Source organism: Acinetobacter sp. LipI_19 (assembly GCF_058242925.1).
Genome location: NZ_JBZAYK010000001.1, coordinates 3,677,294 through 3,698,142, shown reverse-complemented (window position 1 = coordinate 3,698,142; position 20,849 = coordinate 3,677,294). Strand labels below are relative to the sequence as shown.

15 protein-coding genes are annotated in these 20,849 nt (G+C 35.1%); 8 read left to right on the top strand and 7 right to left on the bottom strand.

Annotated elements, in window-relative coordinates; all coding sequences use genetic code 11:
• A complete protein-coding gene (locus AC4CVF_RS17795) occupies nucleotides 1-417 on the top strand; it encodes a hypothetical protein (RefSeq protein ID WP_016651359.1) in 417 nt (138 codons plus the stop codon).
• Nucleotides 418-490: 73 nt separating this feature from the next.
• Here AC4CVF_RS17795 and AC4CVF_RS17790 read toward each other — a convergent pair whose 3' ends face one another.
• Genes AC4CVF_RS17790 through AC4CVF_RS17780 form a run of 3 tightly spaced genes read right to left on the bottom strand, consistent with a single transcriptional unit; the run spans nucleotide 491 to nucleotide 4,264 of the window.
• Nucleotides 491-1,204, bottom strand: a complete 714-nt coding sequence (locus AC4CVF_RS17790) for a hypothetical protein (RefSeq protein ID WP_016651360.1) — start codon at nucleotides 1,202-1,204, stop codon at nucleotides 491-493.
• A 1-nt stretch (nucleotide 1,205) separates the two neighbouring features.
• Complete coding sequence (locus AC4CVF_RS17785; RefSeq protein WP_016651361.1) at nucleotides 1,206-4,076, bottom strand: HsdM family class I SAM-dependent methyltransferase; 2,871 nt, start codon at nucleotides 4,074-4,076, stop codon at nucleotides 1,206-1,208.
• A complete protein-coding gene (locus tag AC4CVF_RS17780; protein ID WP_016651362.1) occupies nucleotides 4,073-4,264 on the bottom strand; it encodes a hypothetical protein in 192 nt (63 codons plus the stop codon). The genes AC4CVF_RS17785 and AC4CVF_RS17780 overlap by 4 nt, the downstream gene beginning before the upstream one ends.
• An 835-nt stretch (nucleotides 4,265-5,099) precedes the next feature.
• Between AC4CVF_RS17780 and AC4CVF_RS17775 the strand changes: the two genes are divergently transcribed.
• The 4 genes from AC4CVF_RS17775 to AC4CVF_RS17760 all read left to right on the top strand — a co-directional run bounded on the left by AC4CVF_RS17775 (nucleotide 5,100) and on the right by AC4CVF_RS17760 (nucleotide 14,280).
• A complete protein-coding gene (locus AC4CVF_RS17775) occupies nucleotides 5,100-5,708 on the top strand; it encodes a sortase family protein (protein WP_130066764.1) in 609 nt (202 codons plus the stop codon).
• Nucleotides 5,709-5,733: 25 nt separating this feature from the next.
• Nucleotides 5,734-6,972, top strand: a complete 1,239-nt coding sequence (locus AC4CVF_RS17770) for a tetratricopeptide repeat protein (protein WP_241304608.1) — start codon at nucleotides 5,734-5,736, stop codon at nucleotides 6,970-6,972.
• A gap of 365 nt (nucleotides 6,973-7,337) precedes the next feature.
• On the top strand, nucleotides 7,338-12,308 hold the full coding sequence (locus AC4CVF_RS17765) for a DEAD/DEAH box helicase (RefSeq protein WP_241304607.1): 4,971 nt from the start codon (nucleotides 7,338-7,340) through the stop codon (nucleotides 12,306-12,308).
• A 16-nt stretch (nucleotides 12,309-12,324) separates the two neighbouring features.
• Nucleotides 12,325-14,280, top strand: a complete 1,956-nt coding sequence (locus tag AC4CVF_RS17760; RefSeq protein WP_016651367.1) for an AAA family ATPase — start codon at nucleotides 12,325-12,327, stop codon at nucleotides 14,278-14,280.
• A gap of 470 nt (nucleotides 14,281-14,750) precedes the next feature.
• Here AC4CVF_RS17760 and AC4CVF_RS17755 read toward each other — a convergent pair whose 3' ends face one another.
• Nucleotides 14,751-15,215, bottom strand: coding sequence for a hotdog fold domain-containing protein (locus AC4CVF_RS17755; RefSeq protein ID WP_419326958.1), 465 nt, complete (start codon nucleotides 15,213-15,215; stop codon nucleotides 14,751-14,753).
• A gap of 150 nt (nucleotides 15,216-15,365) precedes the next feature.
• Here AC4CVF_RS17755 and AC4CVF_RS17750 point away from each other — a divergent pair, with 150 nt between their 5' ends.
• Nucleotides 15,366-16,001 (top strand): TetR/AcrR family transcriptional regulator, encoded by a 636-nt coding sequence (locus AC4CVF_RS17750; RefSeq protein ID WP_419326959.1) that lies wholly within the window; start codon nucleotides 15,366-15,368, stop codon nucleotides 15,999-16,001.
• Nucleotides 16,002-16,034: 33 nt separating this feature from the next.
• On the opposite strand, the gene AC4CVF_RS17745 is transcribed toward AC4CVF_RS17750, so the two are convergent.
• Nucleotides 16,035-16,370 (bottom strand): hypothetical protein, encoded by a 336-nt coding sequence (locus AC4CVF_RS17745; RefSeq protein WP_336952409.1) that lies wholly within the window; start codon nucleotides 16,368-16,370, stop codon nucleotides 16,035-16,037.
• 220 nt (nucleotides 16,371-16,590) lie between these two features.
• Between AC4CVF_RS17745 and ahpC the strand changes: the two genes are divergently transcribed.
• Complete coding sequence (gene ahpC / locus AC4CVF_RS17740) at nucleotides 16,591-17,154, top strand: alkyl hydroperoxide reductase subunit C (RefSeq protein WP_004718560.1); 564 nt, start codon at nucleotides 16,591-16,593, stop codon at nucleotides 17,152-17,154.
• A gap of 71 nt (nucleotides 17,155-17,225) precedes the next feature.
• Here ahpC and AC4CVF_RS17735 read toward each other — a convergent pair whose 3' ends face one another.
• Together AC4CVF_RS17735 and ycaC are read right to left on the bottom strand one after the other, a co-directional pair.
• Entirely contained in the window at nucleotides 17,226-18,149 is a 924-nt protein-coding gene (locus AC4CVF_RS17735; RefSeq protein WP_004718559.1) for a LysR substrate-binding domain-containing protein, read from the bottom strand.
• A 118-nt stretch (nucleotides 18,150-18,267) separates the two neighbouring features.
• Entirely contained in the window at nucleotides 18,268-18,894 is a 627-nt protein-coding gene (gene ycaC, locus AC4CVF_RS17730; RefSeq protein WP_004818434.1) for an isochorismate family cysteine hydrolase YcaC, read from the bottom strand.
• A gap of 277 nt (nucleotides 18,895-19,171) precedes the next feature.
• On the opposite strand from ycaC, the gene AC4CVF_RS17725 reads away from it, so the two are divergent.
• Entirely contained in the window at nucleotides 19,172-20,047 is an 876-nt protein-coding gene (locus tag AC4CVF_RS17725; RefSeq protein WP_105713878.1) for a pirin family protein, read from the top strand.
• The last annotated feature ends 802 nt before the right edge of the window (nucleotides 20,048-20,849 follow it).

Sequence of the window (20,849 nt, the reverse complement as noted above, 5' to 3'; positions counted from 1 at the left end):
ATGGCACAGCATTTAACCGATAAAGACATCGAGAATATTGTAGAGCTTCTTGATTATTGGCCTTTAGATCAGAAATTGACCTGGGAACTCCTATGTAACGCTATTGAGCTACAGCTAGAGTTTGTGCCTGCGCCAACTCGTCAAACATTACAGAAATATGTACGAATTAAGAATGCCTATGATCAATGCAAAAAACCAAAATCTACACGGGTTAAGAGTAATCCAACACAGAAATTACCTCCTAGTTTAAAAATTGCTCAAACTAGAATTGAGGCTTTGGAAGTCAAGAATGCCAGACTGGAAAAAGAAAACGCTATGCTGTTAGAGCAGTTTGTAGTGTGGCAATACAATGCTCATAAATATGGACTAAGTATTGCTAAATTGAATGAGCCGATGAGCAAAAAAAGTTCAGATTAATATATACTTGAATAAGCAATTTGTTAAAGTTAATCAGCGTTATAGATTTTCTTAAAGTTGATGATATAGATTTTTACATTTCCACCCAGAGATGAGTGATGTTAATCGGTGGAAGTGGAGTGCTCCGGCTATGTATGGAATTTAACCTTGCTACTTTTTCCGTCATTTTATGTTCAGTTAATATACATTGATCATCTAGTGACCAATTTGGCAAGCTTTCATCACATAGCTGTTGAACCCATTCATTTAGTTGTTTATTCCAATATAAAATATTTTGCTTTTGCACATAGCCAATCATTAAAGCATGTATATGTTTTGCTCCATGATGCCCCGTTTTAAAGCGTTGAACACCACCTGTACTTGACAGATTGGTATATAAATATTCTCTAGGGTCTCTTTTGGGGTCTGTAGGGATTGGGAGGCGTTTACATTCTATGGGAAGTAAAGTTTGATATTGATTATATTGGACTCCTTCGAGCCAAATTATAGTACCGCATGGTGTGGCAGCTAGATCAATTCTTCTATTTGTGTAGACACCGTCAGGTTCTTCTTGTTTGAATTGTACAAAATCCCATCCTTGATGTCTTGATGCACTATTTAGATCACTACATAATTGTGATGATAGTATAGTTTCACTGCTTTCTTTTGGGCGTAAAGGATTGTCACGCCATTCTACTAATGTATCGAAAATAAATTTAGTTAAAGTAGCTAGCCACTCACCTGGAAGATGAGTTCCTTTGCTTAATCTTCCTGTAAGGCTTTGGTAGTTATTTTTATCTGCCAACATTTTAAAACCCCTGTAGCCGAAGATCGGCTAATACATCATCACCATCTCGTAAGGCTATAGATCTAGTCCAAAATCTATGATTATCTGGTTTTAATAAAAATATAAAATTTTGATCATAAATACGTGTTATACGAGTGATGGATAAAGATGTCCCATGATGCTCTTTTAATAATAGGTCGATTTTATTATGCAACTCTTCAGAGCCTGTCCAATCTATCTTACCTTCGCCAAAAGCATAAACTTTACAAATTGCACCAGACCAAGTGTGAGAATCAATCTCTTTCAATTGATTTTTATAATAGATTTTATTAATTAGAGATGTAAAGACTGAATCAAAGGATGCTAATTCATCCTCTTTTACCTGATCCATAAGAATAGAATCTAAGCCGAGACGAATATAATCTCTTTGATAGTTAACAATATCTTCAGCAATTATTTTATCGTTAATACTAAGATCAAGATCTCCATTTTCTAAATATGGCAAAGAGAAAATATCGCCTGCAAAAATGACAGTAGCCCTTTGAGTAATAAGTCTAGAGCTTATACCTGCAACATAAGCTTGCAAAGCAATGGATTCTTTATCTAACCAAGTTTTTACATTCTGAAGTTTATTTATGTCATTCGTTGAGCAGGAGATGCCAACAATTTCATTCTTATATGTTAAATAATGATCAGTCCAAAGATCATTTTGTAAATTTTCACTTTCTTTTATTAATAGTAATGGTGGAGTGAAGCGTCTTACGGATCTAGGGCTTTCAATTGTTCTATTAGGAACAGTGGTAATTAAAGAATTATCAATCCCTTGATTTGTAAGAGCATTTGTGGGTAGTAACGGTTTACCAATTAAATGATCTATAGGTTTGTGCTTGCTTTGTAATCCTGCAATATAGCCTTCACCAATATCCCAATCATTTTGTTTTACATATTCACGTAAAGTAGGATATTTTTGTAATCTTTCAATAAAGGATAAAAAACGTCTCCCACCAAATAAATTCGCACGCCAAATGTAATTTGATTTAATAGCTAACTCATTTGTTAACCAATGCAAATCGTAATAATCAATATCAAATCTTTGTTCCGCTTTTGCCCGACCATTTCGTCTAAATACTGCATGCAGTATTTTATCATCAGATATTGGTTTTAAAGACTCAGCAATAACAATCACAATTTTGGGATCAGCATCACCTTTTTTAAATAACCCTCTAATAGATACGAAATCTAATATTTCCCGTACTTTCCATTTTAAAAGAAAATCATTGCGGAATTGATTAGCATTTTGATTATATATAAACCCTGATGGTTCAATCATCGCCAATATGCCACCACTGGAAATCATCTCCATAGCATCATGTAAAAATAGGTATGCTAATTGTTTATCTGGTAATTTTCCATGTTGAAGAGAATATGAGTGATAGCTACGTTTAGCTCCTTCTGTCGATAGTGAAGATATAAAAGGCGGATTACCAATTACAATGGAAATTGGTTGTTTAACTAAACCTAGTTCTTTTGCTTCAAAGAAACAGCTGGCATGTAATGTATTTCCCATTAGATTTGGAAAAAGTTTATGGGTTTTATAAATATCTTCTGGTTCTAATGCATCACAAAGGCTTAAACATAAACTAAAAGCAGCTAATTCGACTGCACCTCGTTCCAGATCGATTCCATGTACTTTTTGGATTAATAGCCGTAAAGTATCAACATTTGGTTTTTTCCAATTATTTCGTAAACGCCAGTGAAGAATAAGCCTTTTAAATGCTTCAACTAGAAAGACACCTGAACCACAAGCAGGATCAAGAATTATACCAGTGCCTGCCATTAAATCATCAAGCCGTTTCCAGCTTAAGGTTTCATCTAATATTAATCGAACTAAAGCAGGGGGAGTATAGATAGAGCTAGCTGTGTCATTTACAAAAAGTTGATATATATTACTAATCAACTCAACAGGAAGATCTTTAAATGAGTAAAGTTTCCAAAAGTTAAGTTGACCATTTGAATCAGTATAACCATTAATTAATGTGGCATAGTAATGAAGATCATTACTGTTCAGAAGTAAACTGCGTTCCTCATCTGTTAAAGAAAACACATGCCCATTAAATCGGTCTTCAAGAACATACAGTAAGTCTATAAGGGCAGAGCCATCCTGTAAGATATCAAAAAAACTTTTAGCATTAGTTTTAATTTTTTCAAAATCGGTAGGTAATAAAATAGAGCGCTCTTCTAGATAAGCAATTAATAATGATAAAATAAGTAGTCTTCTGCGCAAACTGCTATTTAGCAAATTTTTCTTTGTTAATAAGTTGCTTAGAGACCTAACTTCTTCTACTAATTTACGATGTGCAGATTTGTGTGCAGATAACAACAAATCACATGCCTGTTTATTATCCCAAATTGTACCATTACGAAGTCGTGTAATATCCCACCATAATTCGCTCTGTGCAATTTTTGTACCTAACTTTAAAGTCCGGATAGGATTAAAAATAAGTTGTTCATTATTATTCTTTATAAAATCTGGTTTATGTGCGCAACGAAAAAGTTGAATACAGCCAGAAGTCGCCCTATAGATTAAAGGGACTCCCCCCCAACTCCAAAGGCGTTTGTGTAACATAGCAAATTCTTGATCAGAATCACCTTCTGAAGCACTAAAAATAAAAGCTTGAGGGGTAAGCCGTCCATTTTGTTCAGATTCAAATAAAACAGCTTTTGCACCAAATAACTGAGCCTTTTCCATTACGGAAACAACTTCAGGAGGATGATCAACAGGAGTATACGAATCTACATAAACCAAACCTTCTACAATGGGTGGTTCTCTATTTGTGCTAAATTGAAAAAGCCAATCAGTGTTGTTATCAGAAATAGAGCTATCAGTAGTCATTTTTTACGCTTTTCCTTTGATAGTTCAAATCCCTCTTTTAACAAGGCGAGCATAGTCATTCCTTGTTCAACTGCAAATAATTTAAATTCTCTTTTTTCTTCTGGACTAACCTTAAAATTTAATGAGCTTTCAGTTTTTGCAGATAGTTTTTTCCCCTCTTTATGAGGTTGATTTTGAATTTTAGACATACAACCTCCTGACTAAAAAGATGAAATAAAATTTTATCAAAAACAGTAACATATTTCGATTATGATGTAAATACAGAAATACAGAAATACAGAAATACAGAAATACAGAAATACAGAAATACAGAAATACAGAAATACAGAAATACAGAAATACAGAAATACAGAAATTAATTATTTAGGTATATGAATTTTAAATTTTTTGTTTAACAAATTTGCAGTTAGATAATATTAATAAATTCTAATGTTCTTAAGATTTTTTTAGAGTAAGTTCACGATTTCGTTAGAAATAATAGATTCTAAATAAGAAAAAGTGATCGAATTTTAGATTTTAAAATATTTGACTGAGCGGCTGCTTAAAACTATCATTCCTTTGCTGACCTAAATTGTCAGTCGGTTTTGACAGGCCGTGGCGTATAGCGTACCTGATTCATACTTTTTCAAGTGTGGGTTTATGTGCGAAACCCTCGTGTTCCCCCTTTGCGGTAGAACGGGAGGGGGACGCTTCGTGCGTGCTGGTTCTATATGCCCAGTCTGTCAACCCCCTCTTTGTTCTACCACCATCATTTGACAGTGATTTGGTAGAACCTTTATTCGCATATAGGAATTTATCATGTCTCATTCATTTTTTCTCATTTGTGCCTCGCCACATGTTCAGCCTCATTATTTCAGACAATGGGGAATACAGAGCTAATTCTTAATTAGGTGTATTAAAAACAACATTTTTAAATAGAACAATTCATAAGGTGGATGGCTAAGTCACGCCTATAAAAAATACCTATTTTTATGTCCCCCTTGTGATTGTGAGTTATTGCATTAAACATGTGTGGGAATAACTATGACTGAATTAACGAAACCAAAAATCATTCCAATCGAAAACTACCCAAAGAAATCCAAGCTATTTTTAAAGTGTGTAGTCTTACCGATTGTGATCTTTTTAATTGTTGCCAAGATTTTTTCTTTTGGCGCTTTCGCCTATGTCTTCTTTGGCTTTGACCTATTCTGGTTTGTGATCATTTACTACCTATATCAATACGGAAATACCTACTTTGATGGGATGACCGAGCAGCTCAAACGTCAGGGTGAAACCTTTAATTATCAAAATCGTGGAGTCTGGATTAATAGCCAAGACAAGACCATCATTCTTTTTGATCAGCCTGATCAACGTTTAGTTAAATATCCTTTTGATTACATTACCTCTGTAGGTCATTACAACTTGGTCGAAGATCGCTTCAGAACCACGACTACCGTGATCAGTAACCCGATGATGGGTACACATGTTAATCAGCGTGAACATCGAACACCAATGAAGCGTGAGTTCCAAGTCAATATTGGAACACGAGATCAATTTAAACCTAACTATAGCCTTAAGGTGCTGTTCCCTTGGCGTAGTCCAAAAATGGCAAGTGAAATCCGTCAGTTACTATCGGCTGATCATTATCAATAACAACAATATATAGGATAAGAATCAGATGAAAAAATTAATGCTCAGTATTGTTATGACTACTGGTATGGTCGTAACTAGTTCAACAGTATGTGCTGAAACCAAAAAAGTGAACCTGTCAGCAGGGTTAAACTATGTTCTGTCTCAAGTAGCAACAAAGGGAGATAACAACCAAAGTAACCATAATATGGGGATGCTTTACTACCTAGGTAAAAATGGCGTACCCATAGATCATAAAAAAGCTGCTGAATGGTTTTCCAAGTCAGCCGCTAATGGTTATGCCCCATCCCAGTACGCATTATCGGCCATGTATTTAAATGGAGATGGTGTGCCACAGGATGCAGAAAAAGGTATAGCCTTATTGCAAAGTGCTGCACGGCAGGGACAACCTGAAGCAGTCAAGTTATACAATACATTGCAGGCTAAAGCACAACAGCTCAATACCACTCAAACGTCATCAGTACAAACAGCCACAACGGCTATTAAATACTATAATACATCCACGCTTGAGCCTAAAAACTTTAAGCAAGTGGTACTTCCTAACCTAAATACGGATACCATTGCCCGAAGTTTTTATAAAGTGACATCATCCAGAGAAAGAAAAAAAGATGATTATTGGGGAAGTGGCAAATATTACTATGTTAATAAGCCTAGTGACTTGGACGATCTCACTGACGCTGTGATCAGTATCGCCCCTATTTTTACATACCAAAATATGCAGGGCGAAACCCGTTATTTAGTCCCTGTAGAAGTGACTTTAGCAATCGAAGGCAGGATAGAAACCTCACATACTACACGAGGTACTTTGGAATTATATCTCTTTAAAAAGTTGGGCAATGGACAATTCCAAATGGTTTCAAAAACAGCCCAAGGGGGAATTGAAAGTATCGAGGGATATGGTCGAACCTCATGGAACGCCCAAGAGTTTAAGAGGAATTTACAAGCTTTTGGAAACAATACACTAGGAAGCTACACCATTGATGGTTATGACGGTAATGGTTATGGGGAAAGCGTATGGTCACTGCTTCTGTTAAATGAAGAAAGCTATATTGTTGAACAAATGTTTGACGAGGGAAAAGTTTCAGAACAACCAGAGTACGGCTATTCTTCAGCAATCAAAGTTAACCAAAATGGACAACCATTTTATCCATTCCAGATTCATTATAAAGGGACGGATTTGAACGACAATGATCGGAAGGTTACAATAAATAAAATTATAATTTATCAGTATGATAGCAAGAGTAAGTTGTATTCGAAGCAGAAATAATACTCCTAAATTTGAATAGATATATTGATGTCTATCCTCCTATTTCTATGTGCTAGGAATTGGAGGAAGTTATGAGAACGAGGAGACTTCAGGGAGTATTCAACAAATTAGAAATGATGGTGATCGTACTGACTTTTTTATTCATTTGGAAAGTATCTTTCAGGTAGATAAAGTAGGCAATAAGGCTAGAAATATGCTCAACTAACTATTCACTTTTTTCATATAACGTTCTTGTTTCGACTACTAAAAAAACTGTAAAACCTCATATTTTCAAATGCTTTTTTTAAAAATATGTTAAATTTTACATCAATATATTTTTTAAATTTAAGTGATAAAAGCACTTTATAATTTGGAGCTTGGTCTGAATGTCAGCTTTAACAAATTTACTTCAATCGATTGAAAAAATTAGCCTTACAAATAGAGATAAAGGTACTTCATTTGAGAATTTGATGATTCAATATTTCTTAAATGAACCTAAATATGCCGAAATTTATACAGAAGTTTTGTCATATTCTGATTGGGTTGAAAAGTACGGTGAAAAGTTAAAAGTTACTGATAAACGTGACTATGGTATTGATCTTATTGCGGTAACTATTGATGGTGAATTTCATCCAATCCAGTGTAAAAATTACAACACTACAAAAATTCAGAAGAAAGATATTGATAGCTTTTTAGGTGGCTCTGGTAAATCTTATTTTGCGTATCGCTATATCGTAGCCTCAACGGATGATTGGACTGATAATGCTAAATCATCTTTAGTGGATGCAAATCCACCTGTTGCAACTATTTCATTATTAGATTTAGAAGGCAGTTTAATTGACTGGTCACAGTTTAATTTTGATTCAAATGTGAAGCCTATATTTCGTAAAAAAAATAGTTTAAGAGATCATCAACGTCCCGCATTGTCGGCAGTCAAATATGGATTAGCTGAGGCAGATCGTGGCAAGCTTATTATGGCCTGTGGTACGGGTAAGACCTTTACCTCTTTGCGTATTGCTGAGGAACTGGTAGGTCGTGGTAAAAATGTATTGTTTCTAGTCCCTAGTCTTGCATTACTTAGTCAAACGCTTGATGAGTGGACTCAACAAACATCATTAGGTATCCGCAGTTTTGCAGTTTGTTCTGATAGTGATGTTGGTAAGAAAAAAGATGATGACAATATTGTAGTCGGGATTAGTGACTTAAAATTCCCTGCTACAACCAATCCCCAAAGTTTAGTTAAGGCATTTAAGGCAAGAGATTTATTTAAACCGAATGAAGCGAATGAGGACATGAATGTGGTTTTCTCAACCTATCATTCAATTGATGTCATTGCAGAAGCTCAAAAAGCAGGATTCCCTGAATTTGATTTAATTATTTGTGATGAAGCACACCGTACCACAGGTGCAACTTTTGAGGGAGATGATGAATCCAAGTTTGTGCGTATTCATAATAATGATTATGTACAAGGTAAGAAACGTCTATATATGACAGCTACTCCTCGTATTTATGGTGATACAGCTAAAGAAACAGAAGGTGTGACACTTTGCTCAATGGATGATAAATCGCTGTATGGTGAAGATCTATATGTCATAACATTCTCGCAAGCAGTAAAAATGGGCATTTTATGTGACTATAAGGTAATTGTACTTGCTGTTGAAGAAAGTCATATTAATCGTCAATTACAAGGCTTATTAAAAGACGAAAATAACTCTCTAAAAGTTGATGATGCTGCAAAAATTGTTGGCTGTTGGAAAGCTCTCGCTAAACAAGGTTTATATAATCCAGATGGCACAGTTGCAAAGCCAATGGAACGTGCGGTTGCCTTCTGTCAAGTGATTGAAAAAGAATATAAAGGCAAAAAACATAAAGTTAGTTCTAAGCAAATCACGGAAATGTTTAGTGCTGTTGTTGAAGCATATCAACAAGCGGAAATGGATCATTTATACAGAACAGAAGAAGATCCATATATTGACCCATCATTAAAACTTAATTGCGAAGTTAAACATGTTGACGGAGGGATGAATGCAACCGAGAAGAAAGATAAAATCACTTGGTTGAAAGAAACAGCCCCTGAAAATACTTGTCGTATCCTGTCTAATGTGCGCTGTTTATCAGAGGGTGTAGACGTTCCGTCACTTGATGCAGTTCTTTTCCTAACACCTCGCAACTCACAGGTTGATGTTGTGCAATCTGTTGGACGTGTCATGCGTAAAGCTGATGGTAAGCAACTTGGTTATGTCATATTACCTGTAGTGATTCCTGCGGGTGTTGAGCCTGAACAGGCGTTAAATTCTAATGAAGCCTATCGTGTGGTATGGCAAGTACTTAACGCTCTACGTGCGCATGATGACCGCTTTGATGCGATGATCAACAAGTTAGAGTTTAATGGCAAAGACGTATCTCGCATGGAGGTTATTGCGGTTGCTGATAAGGTTGTTAAAAAGACTAAAAAAGCCAAACCAAAACAAGGTGACGATGAAACAACGACTACAGGTTTAAGTGATGGAAAGAAACAAAGGGCCAAAGCACAAGCCAAAGGTGGTTCATCTATTGGTACAGCAGAAACCCCGCTACCAGTTCAAGAGGAAATGGTATTTGAAGTTGGTGAGATTGAACGTGCTTTATATGCCAAGATCGTAAAAAAATGTGGTAATCGTCATCATTGGGAAGATTGGGCAAGTGATGTAGCGAAAATTGCTAAAACTCATATTGACCGCATTCAAGCTATTCTTGAAAACTCGGAAAATACGAATGAAATTACCGCTTTCAATGAATTTGCTCATGAATTACGTGATGATTTGAATAACAGCGTATCTGATGCTGAAATCATTGAAATGTTGGCACAACATTTAATCACCAAACCAGTTTTTGACGCCCTATTCAAAGATCATAGCTTTGCTGAACACAACCCAATGAGTTTAGCAATGCAAAAGGTACTTGATGCCCTCAATGAGCATCATTTGGATAAAGAAGTAGACACGCTTAATTCATTCTATGAATCAGTGCGTATGCGAGCAGAAGGAATTAATACAGCCGAAGGTAAGCAAAGTATTATTTTAACGCTGTACGATTCATTCTTTAAGAATGCCTTTCCACGCATGACTGAAAAGCTAGGGATTGTTTATACCCCTGTAGAGGTGGTGGATTTCATTATTCATAGTGTCAATGATGTACTGAAAAGCGAATTTGGTAAAACCTTTGCTGATGATAACGTGCATGTACTTGATCCATTTACAGGTACAGGTACATTTATCAATCGCTTATTACAATCAGGTTTAATCCCTGCGGATCGTTTGATCTACAAATACAAAAATGAAATCCACGCCAATGAGATCGTTTTATTAGCGTATTACATCGCATCAATTAATATTGAAACCGTGTATCACGATCAGATGAAAGTGATTAATCCTGAGCTAGAATATACACCATTTGAAGGGATTTGTTTAACCGACACCTTTGAAATGTACGAAAAAGAGGATTTAGTTAGCAAAATTTTAATTGATAACAGTGCACGACGTAAACGCCAAAAGGATCTTGATATTCGTGTGATTATTGGTAATCCACCTTATTCATCAGGTCAAGAATCTGCAAATGATAATAATGCGAATGTTGCCTATCCCCATTTAGATGAACGCATTAGAACAACCTACGCAGAATATACAACTTCCACCAATAAAAACTCACTTTATGATTCATATATTCGTGCAATTCGTTGGGCGAGTGATCGTATCAAAGACTGTGGTGTGATTGGTTTTGTAACCAATGGTGGTTACATTGATACGAATTCTGCCGATGGTTTACGCAAATGTTTGGCTGATGAATTTAGCTCATTGTACTTCTTCCATTTAAGAGGCAATCAACGCACTTCGGGCGAGCGTTCACGGCAAGAAGGTGGCAAAATCTTTGGTGGTGGTAGTCGTGCACCGATTGTGATTGCAGTATTGGTTAAAAACCCAAAAGTAAAACAATATGGTCAAATCTATTTTCATGACATCGGTGATTATCTAAGCCGTGAAGACAAATTAGAGAAAATTTCTGATCTAGTCAGTATTAATGGCATTACTGCAATTGATGGTTGGACGAAAATTACACCTGATGAACATAACGATTGGTTAAATCAGCGTGATGATAGTTTTAGCGGCTTTATTGAGATTGGAAATAAGAAAGATAAATCTAAAATAAGTTTATTCTTGAATTACTCAAGAGGTGCAGAATCAGGTCGCGATGCTTGGGTATATCAAAGTAGTAATGAGAAGTTAAAACATAATATAGAAAGTATGATCAACTTTTATAATAATAATCTAACAAATGGCAATAATCCAATAATGGATACAACCAAGATCAGTTGGACAAGTAGCTTATTATCTAGTTTTGAAAAAAAGAATAACATAACATTTGATGAAAGTCTTATTCGCTTTTCAATTTATAGACCATACCAAAAACAAAATTTATATTTTGGTGGTGGATTAATACATCGTGTCGGTCAGATGCCTCAAATCTTTCCAACATCAGATACGGAAAATTTAATTTTATATATAAGCGGTAGCAGTAGTAGCGGTAAAGATTTTTCTGTAATTATCACTAATATTATTCCTGATTTAAATATGCAACATTCAGGAGGACAAGGTTTCCCACTTTACCTTTACGAAGAAACTACAGTAAAAGGCAATGGTGCTGACCTATTTAACCATGCTCAAACCAAAACAGCAGATGGAAAATATATTCGTAAAGATGCCATTAGTGATGAAGGGCTAAAGCATTTCCAAGATGCCTACCCGACTGAAACGATTAGCAAGGAAGATATTTTCTACTATGTGTATGGCTTATTACATAGTGAAGATTATCGTAGTCGTTATGCTGACAACCTTACCAAAGAGTTACCACGCATCCCATGCGTGAAAAAAACTGAAGATTTCTGGGCATTCTCTAAAGCAGGGCGTGATTTGGCACATTGGCATTTAAACTATGAAACTGTAGAGCCGTATAAAGCTAAATTGGACTTGGGTGGTAAATCATTAAAGCAGCTAGCAGATAAAGACTTCTATGTGACCAAAATGAAATTCCCAAAAAAGGATCAAAAGGATACGGTGGTCTATAACAATGCCATTACCATTCGTGAAATCCCTATAGAGGCTTATGACTACGTTGTGAATGGTAAGTCAGCACTTGAATGGGTAATGGAGCGCCAAGGTGTTTCTACGCACAAAGACAGTGGTATTGTAAACGATGCAAACAATTGGGCAATTGAAACTATGGGTGATGCTAAATATCCATTGAATTTGTTTTTACGTGTGATAAAGGTAAGTTTGGAAACAATGAAGATTGTCAAAGCTTTGCCTAAGTTGGATATTTAAATTCAGGGGATAACTAATGATTAAACTTACAAATATTGAAATTCTAAAATATAAATCATTCACGACACCTCAATCCGTACATATTGAAGATGATATAACTGTACTGGTTGGAATGAATGAATCAGGAAAAACCTCTATTTTAGAATGTTTAGCAAAAACTAATTATTTTGAAACTGATGAGAAATTCAAGTTTAATCAAACACTAGATTATCCACGTAAAGAATTAAAAAGCATTAATAAGTCAGATGAAAATCCTAATGCTATTATTTGTAGGTATAAACTTTCAAAAAAACTTATTGATTTTATTGAACACTTATTAGGAAAAGGTACTTGGCAGGGAAAAGATGAGATTACGGTGACAAGCTCTTACAAAGATGGTGCTACTCTAATCAGTGGTGTTTCGATAAATTTTGAAGCTTTTTTAAAACACTATAATCTCTCTAGTATTAATGACAGTCTAAAAAAAGAGCTTAAATCAACCTTAACTATATCAGAATTTGATGAATTACTAACAAGATTTCCCGAAGATTCAGACAAGTTAGAACCCTTGAAAAAATATTTTTTTAAAAGTTCTACATGGAACAGCTTTATTGAAAGATATGTTTATACTAGTTTAATAAAAAAGCATCTACCAAAGTTCATTTATTATGATGAATATTACCAACTTCCATCCAGAATTGTACTAGAAAATTTTTTAGATGAGGGTGTGGAACTATCGGATGATCTAAAAACAGCAAAAGCACTTTTAGATTTAGCAGATATAAATATCAATGATATTATTAATACAGATGATTTTGAGGATTTTATTGCAGAATTAGAAGCAACTGAAGCTTTGATTTCTGACACATTATTCCAATATTGGTCTGCAAATCAGGACTTAAATATCGAGTTTAAAATTGATAAAAAAACAGCTACTGCTCAAAGACACGTAAATACAAATTATGGTAATGCAACAACAGTCGATACAAATATTGTTGAACATGTTTTAGACATTCGTGTAAAAAACTCAAAAACTAGAGTTTCTTTACCTCTCCAGAATAGAAGCAAAGGGTTTAATTGGTTTTTTTCATTCTTAGTTTGGTTTAATAAAATTCAAGCTGATTCAAATTCAAAATATATCCTACTCCTAGATGAGCCGGGTCTTAACTTACATGCAACTGCCCAAGCAGATTTACTACGTTTTTTAGAGAGTTTAGTTGATAAATATCAAGTTATTTATACAACTCACTCACCATTTATGGTAGAAACAACGAAATTAAATCGTGTCAGAACGGTGTTTAGTGACTCCGATAGCTCTATCGTTAGTGATAGTATTCAACAAAAAGATCCTAATACTCTTTTCCCTTTACAAGCTGCTTTAGGATATGATGTTGCACAGAATTTATTCATTTCTAAAAAGAATCTACTAGTTGAAGGGGTCTCGGATTTACTATATTTAACCACAATTTCAGAATATTTGAATGCGAATAACAGAACTGGTTTAAATGAGGATATTACAATTGTACCTACAGGTGGCTTAGATAAAGTTGCTAGTTTTATCTCATTACTTCGAGGTTCAAAACTATCAATTTTCTGTCTTTTAGATTCATTTACTGATCAAAAGTCGCAAGCAAGATTTGATAGTCTAACTATACAAAAAATTATATCTGATAAAAATATAAAATTCTTTCATGATTATCTTGATAATAGAAAAAAAGCTGATATTGAGGATGTTTTTACCGTTGATGAATATCTTCAACTATTTAATATTTCTCTCTCATCTACCTATACTGAAATTAAGGTGGAAGAATTAAGTACAGAAATTGAAGATATATTATCAAGAATCAATAAAGTTATTAAAAAATCTAGATTTAATCACTATTTGCCAGCAAAAGAGTTCGCTAGTAACAAGGATTTTGTTAACAACCTTTCAGAAGCTACTTTATCAAGATTTGAAACTATCTTTAAAGAGGTCAATAAAAATCTCAAATAGTCTTGGCTTAATAGATTTACCTGATAGGGTAAATCTATTACTTTAGTCAGTGCATTATTTAATCTAAACCTGTTCATACTAAAATATTTTGTGGCTTCTGCTTTGCTAGTTTGAGAAACTCGTAAAATAGCTTGTGCCTTTCTAAGATCTTTTTCAGGTATCGATAATTTGCGTTCATGATTGGGTCTTGTTGCTCTTTCAATAAAGATCTATCAAAGTTTGCTTTTTTATATTGAGATGTCTTTCTGAAATATTAGTTGCATTGATTGGCAAGAGATAATTTTGTTAAGTTTTAAAAATTAAATTTAACAAAATTATTAACATTTTTTATTAATGTATTGTAATTTAATATTTTATTTATTACTGGTGTATATATCCGTTCTAGTTGATAAAACGGTCAAGCTTGATCAAAAACCCTTTGTGAAAACAAAGGGTTTTTTTTATGAACCTCATGATTTGGTTTTAGACAATCACTTTTTTGCTGAAACCCACATAGTAATCACAGCTTTAAATACCAGATCATTGTGCATGTCTTTAACCTCCACATTGACCAAATAATCACTACCTTGATTCCACTGAAAATTGCTTTCAACAGGCGTGGCAATCGCAATTAAATCAGTTTCAGCCTTCTTTAAATATTCAACCGTCATCCCTTTGGGAATCCAACGATGCGAGGAAGGCACGGTTACATCAGTCATGGTTCCGCCAGCAAGTTCAGCCATATTACACATGGCAATTGCATGGACTGTACCAATATGATTGAGAACAGCACGGTGTTTTTTGATTTTAATTTCAGCATAGTTCGCTTCAAGTCGTTCAAAAACAGGTGAGATACTGCTGAAATAAGGTGCTTTTAAGCACAATAATTTTGAAAATGTCCATTTGCCAGCAGGCTTATTTTTAAATCTATTCCACAGTTTTAGGGTTTGGCTCATTGTTGTATTCCTTATTTAGTTTACAGAATATTATTTAGTTTGCAGAATATTATTCTAATACAGAATTAAATTCTGTTGTTGGCTCGACAGACGATTTGAATCGCGTAAAATGTCATATAGAAAATGCTTAAATAAAATCAAAGGCTGTAGATGAATAATCAAAGTTTGTTGGAACGTCGTTATAGTGGGCGCCGTGCAGAATTAAAACGGGTGATTTTAACGGAAGCATTAGCTTGTTTTTTAGAACATGGGATTGAAACAACAACAATAGAAATGATCCGTGAACGTGCACAAACCAGTGTGGGGGCGATTTACCACCATTTTAAAAATAAAGAAGGTTTAGTGGCAGCCCTGTATATTTTAGCCATAGAAGACCAAGCGGAACGCCGTGATCAAGCATTATTGTCTGCACAAAGTCTACAGCAGGGTATTCAAGTGATGACAGCAAGCTATATAGATTGGGTCATGGATTATCCAGATTTTGCAAGATTTTTATATGCTGCCAATTTTAGTATTTCTAAAAGTATTCAGCGGGATCAGCTAAAACAGCAGAATCATTTACGTAATCAACACTTATTGGCTTGGATGAAGCAACAACCCGATTATGGGGTGATCAAGAACATTCCCCATGAATTATTATTGTCATTTATGGTTGGATCGACAGAAAGTTATTGTCGGGCATGGTTGTCAGGTAAAGTGAAAGCCACGCCAAAAGTTTACCAAGCAGCATTGGCACATGCGGCTTGGTGCAGTTTAGAAAGCGTATATCAGCAACAACAAGGCTGAATAACCAAGCTTGTTGAATTACGGATACTGTGATTAAAAAATTCGTGAGCTTTGCATATAGTGCGCTGTGACTTGATCTAAGTGATTAAGAATTGTTGCACTATTTTGAGTCTGGATTGCTGTGTCGAGTTGCTGCATATAGCCTAGCAATTGGTTTTTTGCTTTTGCTGCAAATTCAGCAGTAATGGCTTGATCTTCATAAAGTAAGACATAGTTTTTGGCAAAACCATAAATCATAAAAATCGCCGTTTTCTCAAAATCAGCCTCAGAATGAGCAATTTGAGATTCGCAGTTTATTTTCAGTTGTTTAAAAGCATCTGTACCAAAAGGAAGGTTTTGGAATTGCTCCAAAAGAATTGAGAACGTCATTTTTTAAAGTCCACTCAAAAAGAAAATCTATAGATTAAAAGGCGAAAGGTCAAGCAAAGTTTGAAATAATATTTTCGATCAAACCAAGGCAACAGATTGGAAAAATAAATCTATAAAACCGATTATTTTTATTAAAAACTCCAGTTTTACCGATTTAATAATTTTTCGTATAGTGATTCCACAGATAAGCAATCCCTGAAATCTATTGGAGAAAGACCAAATGAGTTTGATCAATACTGAAGTTAAAGCATTTAACGCAACTGCATATAAAAATGGTGAATTTATCGAAGTGTCTGAAAAAGACTTCTTGGGTAAATGGTCTGTGGTATTTTTCTATCCTGCTGACTTTACTTTTGTCTGCCCAACAGAGTTAGGCGATCTAGCAGATAACTATGCTGAATTCCAAAAAATGGGTGTAGAAATTTACTCAGTTTCTACCGATACACACTTTACCCATAAAGCATGGCATGACAACTCAGATGAAATCAAAAAGATTCAATATCCAATGGTGGGTGATCCAACTTGGGCTTTGGCAAAAAACTTTGAAGTGTTGATTGAAGCTGAAGGCCTTGCAGATCGTGGCACTTTCGTAATTGATCCTGAAGGTAAAATTCAAATTATTGAAATCAATGCCGGTGGCATTGGACGTGATGCACAAGAATTACTGCGTAAAGTGAAAGCGGCACAATATGTACACGCACACCCAGGCGAAGTATGTCCAGCAAAATGGAAAGAAGGCGATGCAACACTTGCACCTTCAATTGATCTGATCGGTAAAATCTAATCATTGCATAGAATTAAAATTGAAAAACCAGAAGTTAAACTTCTGGTTTTTTTATTATTCGATTGTTGGCTTTATAAAATATAACCATCGTGTTTAGGTGCATAGGCACGAATACCATCGACTAAATCTTCAATCAACTTTTCCATGACTAAGCGTTGACCTTTGCGAGATGCATAAACCAACTGTACAACACCAATATTGGAACACCACTCTGGTAACAGATGGATTAAACGCCCTGAAGCAATGTCTCGTTCTACTGTTAAATAGGGAAGATCGGCAATACCTAAGCCATCGAGTACTGCATAATACGCACCCATTAAGTCATTACTTTTGACTCGAGGCTGTAATGGAATATCGATTTCTTCTCGTTGCTGAATATGATGTAAATGCCAATGATAGTGCTGTTTATCTGTACCTAATACAATGGTTGGAAATTCACAAAGTTCTGTAACATGTTGGATTTCACGATCGCCTAAAAGTTCAGGACTAATCACTAAACAGTGCGTGGTTTTAATCACATCTCTAACGATAATGCTGGAGTCTTCATTGCTTGAAAAGTTAGTACGAATGGCCAAATCAATATCATCATGCAGCACATCGATACGTCGACTGGTGAGTGCCAATTCAACCCGAACTTTGGGATATTTTTTTAAAAACTGATTTAGAATTGGTCGAATTTGATGTTCCATCATCACCGGTGGGCAACTAATTTTAATCAGTCCCTGTAATTCAATTTCTTGTTTTAATAAGACATTCTGAGCATTATCGGCTTGTTCAATAATCTTTGCACATTCCTCAAAAAACTCTTGTCCGAGTGGTGTGACTTTAAAATGTCGGGTTGAGCGTTGAATCAAGGTCACATTAAATTTAGCTTCTAAATCCAGAATACGTCGGCTCAGTTTAGACTTGGTGATATTACTGGCTTCACTGGCAGCACTAAATCCACCATGCTTTACCACCAGATAGAAATAATAGTAGTCATCAAAAGAGTGCACAGCTTCATCTCAAGTGTGTTGATGATTAAATAGTATCATTAATAGGAAAATATTTTAAAATTTGTACAAATAAAAGCAAGAAATGCAAAAGATTACATTTCTCGCTTAAATCATTGTCTTATTTCTGAGAAGTATTTTGAGTGTAGCTATTGATCAGGTTACGATAGTCAGGGATATGGTTACCAAATAGCGTACCTAAACCTTCAATATCATTACGCCAATCACGATGCAGCTCACAAGAGGCACCAAACCAAGTCATTAATTGCGCGCCTGCATTGCTCATACGATCCCAAGCTGAGTCACGTGTCAGCGGGTTAAATGTTCCAGAAGCATCGGTGATGACAAAGACCTCAAAATCTTCTTCTAGGGCAGAAAGTGCCGGAAATGCAACACAAACCTCGGTGACAACACCTGCGATAATCAGTTGTTTTTTGCCTGTTGCTTTTACTGCTTTGACAAAGTCTTCATTGTCCCAAGCATTGATTTGACCAGGGCGAGCGATATATGGTGCATCTGGAAAAAGTGCTTTTAACTCGGGTACCAGTGGACCATTGGGACCATCTTCAAAACTGGTGGTCAAAATGGTTGGAAGGTTAAAATATTGAGCTGCAGCAGCCAGTGCCAGAACATTATTTTTAAACTTATCTGGGTCAATGTCACGGACTAAAGAAAGTAATCCAGTTTGATGATCGACTAACAATACAGCAGCATCATCTTTGTTTAAACGAACGTAAGGTTTTCCCATTTTTTATATCCTTGAAGTCACTAAAATTTAAATTGTGCTTAAATACAAAACAAATTATTTTGCATGGATTTCATGTTACGTGGCTTAATCATGATAATTAAGCCTATAAACTGAGATTAATAATCTCATAAATAAGATTATTGATTAAAAACTACGCTGAGCCTTGGCTGTTGAATATCCTATATTTGGGATTCAGCGTATTGGTAGATTGCTGTATTGATCACTTTAAAAAACTTAAAATGGATTCATATTAAAGCCTAGAGATAGGAGTATTGAGATGAAAAGAATTATTGGTGTATACCGCAATCAAAATATGCATTGGGTCGGTGATGGCTTTCCTGTAAAAAACTTGTTTTCTTATGATCGTTTAGGTCAAGCGATTAGTCCTTTTTTATTATTGGATTATGCAGCACCTTATACATTTGCACCTAGCCATGAACAGCACGGTGTAGGTTCACATCCACATCGTGGCTTTGAAACGGTGACCATTGCCTACCAAGGTGAAGTTACCCATAAAGACTCACATGGTGGTGGTGGAACCATTAAAACAGGTGATGTGCAATGGATGACTGCAGGCGCAGGATTGGTTCATGAAGAATTCCATTCACATGAATTCACTGAAAAAGGTGGAATCTTTGAAATGGTTCAGCTTTGGGTGAATTTACCTGCGGCAGATAAAATGACCCAACCTAAGTATCAAGCAATTTCTGCGCAAGATATTCCTGTGATTCATTTTGATGATGATGCAGGCCACTTACGTGTGGTTGCTGGGAAATATGCTGAACAACAAGGTGCTGCTTCAACCTTTAGCCCTGTCAATGTTTGGGATGGTCAGCTTAAAGCGGGTCATGAGCAAATTATTCATGTGCCAGTTGACCACAATACTTTGGTGGTTGTACTAGAAGGTGAAATGCTGCTCAATGGTACACAAAAGGTGCTCGATAGCTCGATTGTCATGTTTGAAAAAGATGGTGATGCAGCAATTCAACTTGAAGCGGTGCAAGATGCTAAGTTTTTGGTGCTTACAGGTAAACCATTGAATGAGCCAATCCAAGGCTATGGTCCATTTGTAATGAATAGCAAAGAAGAAATCGTGCAAGCGTTTAACGATTTCAATAATGGCAAATTTGGTGAAATTGTAGCGGAAGCTTAGTTGGTACTGATGAACGGTATTTGTATAACGGATACCTTTCACGTCTCAAGTCTATAAGCTCAGCCATGTATGAAATATCGATAGAAGTCAAAAAGCGGATTTTAAAATCCGCTTTTTTTATATTTAAAATTTTTAGAACCAAAAGATTAGAAATTTAAAAAAAGAAAAGAGCTTTGCTCTTATTGAACAGAAGCTCTCTTACGCTGTAGTTTTTTCTTTAGATGAGTATGTCTTGTTTTGATTAATTATTTTGTTATTTGTACATCATAATTAATTAAAAATGTGAAGTAAAGCACAGTATATTTCATTTGGTTAATTTGTATCCACTGTACCTTGGCTTTTTTGAATGCAGCTATTTTACACGTCGTGCAATTGATTTACTTAAAAAGCAAATTCAAAGTAAAAAAAAGGATCTCTATTCCACACTATAGAGATCCTTTTATGCTGTAGTTTCTTTTATTGTCTGTTGTCATAATTATTTGTTTTTATTGTAAATGTGAATTGTTTATCATTTTTATGGTGTAAATAATAATTAATAAATTGGTATTTGTAAATGTTTTTTTAATAAAAAGTTAAATTATCTATATGTTTTTAACAGTATTTTTTTATATATATAAATATCAATCAAGTATAAGCAGTGTATGGCAGAAGGTTCTGGCGTAAAACGACTAAAATTGAATAAACACGGTGGACGGAGATTTTTCCTAAAAAATTTCCAACAAAAAAAGTTAAAACTGGAACTTTTTAATACCGCGATTTAATCGGCTATAGCTCATAATAAAAAAAATGGTTACGCACGGAT

What these genes read in the sequence shown, in the direction of transcription:
- AC4CVF_RS17795 (WP_016651359.1), top strand. Translation starts at nt 1, where the DNA reads ATGGCACAGCATTTAACCGATAAAGACATCGAGAATATTGTAGAGCTT.
- AC4CVF_RS17790 (WP_016651360.1), bottom strand. Translation starts at nt 1,204, where the DNA reads ATGTTGGCAGATAAAAATAACTACCAAAGCCTTACAGGAAGATTAAGC.
- AC4CVF_RS17785 (WP_016651361.1), bottom strand. Translation starts at nt 4,076, where the DNA reads ATGACTACTGATAGCTCTATTTCTGATAACAACACTGATTGGCTTTTT.
- AC4CVF_RS17780 (WP_016651362.1), bottom strand. Translation starts at nt 4,264, where the DNA reads ATGTCTAAAATTCAAAATCAACCTCATAAAGAGGGGAAAAAACTATCT.
- AC4CVF_RS17775 (WP_130066764.1), top strand. Translation starts at nt 5,100, where the DNA reads ATGACTGAATTAACGAAACCAAAAATCATTCCAATCGAAAACTACCCA.
- AC4CVF_RS17770 (WP_241304608.1), top strand. Translation starts at nt 5,734, where the DNA reads ATGAAAAAATTAATGCTCAGTATTGTTATGACTACTGGTATGGTCGTA.
- AC4CVF_RS17765 (WP_241304607.1), top strand. Translation starts at nt 7,338, where the DNA reads ATGTCAGCTTTAACAAATTTACTTCAATCGATTGAAAAAATTAGCCTT.
- AC4CVF_RS17760 (WP_016651367.1), top strand. Translation starts at nt 12,325, where the DNA reads ATGATTAAACTTACAAATATTGAAATTCTAAAATATAAATCATTCACG.
- AC4CVF_RS17755 (WP_419326958.1), bottom strand. Translation starts at nt 15,215, where the DNA reads ATGAGCCAAACCCTAAAACTGTGGAATAGATTTAAAAATAAGCCTGCT.
- AC4CVF_RS17750 (WP_419326959.1), top strand. Translation starts at nt 15,366, where the DNA reads ATGAATAATCAAAGTTTGTTGGAACGTCGTTATAGTGGGCGCCGTGCA.
- AC4CVF_RS17745 (WP_336952409.1), bottom strand. Translation starts at nt 16,370, where the DNA reads ATGACGTTCTCAATTCTTTTGGAGCAATTCCAAAACCTTCCTTTTGGT.
- ahpC (WP_004718560.1), top strand. Translation starts at nt 16,591, where the DNA reads ATGAGTTTGATCAATACTGAAGTTAAAGCATTTAACGCAACTGCATAT.
- ycaC (WP_004818434.1), bottom strand. Translation starts at nt 18,894, where the DNA reads ATGGGAAAACCTTACGTTCGTTTAAACAAAGATGATGCTGCTGTATTG.
- AC4CVF_RS17725 (WP_105713878.1), top strand. Translation starts at nt 19,172, where the DNA reads ATGAAAAGAATTATTGGTGTATACCGCAATCAAAATATGCATTGGGTC.